Origin of the sequence: Pseudomonas putida (genome assembly GCF_030159595.1) — a bacterium.
In the GTDB taxonomy this organism is placed as follows: Bacteria; Pseudomonadota; Gammaproteobacteria; order Pseudomonadales; family Pseudomonadaceae; genus Aquipseudomonas; species Aquipseudomonas putida_AC.
Map to the genome: position 1 here is coordinate 1 of NZ_BSKJ01000039.1, position 336 is coordinate 336.

The 336-nt window shown below is 52.7% G+C and carries 1 protein-coding gene; it reads right to left on the reverse strand.

Annotated elements, in window-relative coordinates:
• On the reverse strand, positions 1–77 hold a 77-nt coding region (locus QQL85_RS26895; RefSeq protein ID WP_148101364.1), incomplete at its 3' end, for a hypothetical protein.
• Between the last annotated feature and the right edge of the window lie 259 nt (positions 78–336).

A 336-nucleotide genomic window follows, 5' to 3' on the forward strand; every position in this document is an offset into this window, starting at 1 on the left:
TCACCAGGAATGCCGAACACATACTCGACACCTTCGTTTTCCAGGCATTGCACAACGACATCGGCGGCCTTGGCCATCTTGCTTGCTACCTCAAGTGATGGGACGGTGGAAGTCCAGAAATGCGCAGCACGGTACGCTGGCATCGCTCAGCTCGGGGCAAGGAGTGCCCTGAACCAAAGTCTTGACGTAGGGTGGCCGAGGGAAAGTCACGTTGATGTGACAGTAATATTGTCGCAGCCTAAAAATTTTCTGGGCCGGAAAAGACAAAACCCCTACCTGCATGCGCAGATAGGGGTTTTGCGAAATGAATCTTGACGATGACCTACTCTCACATGG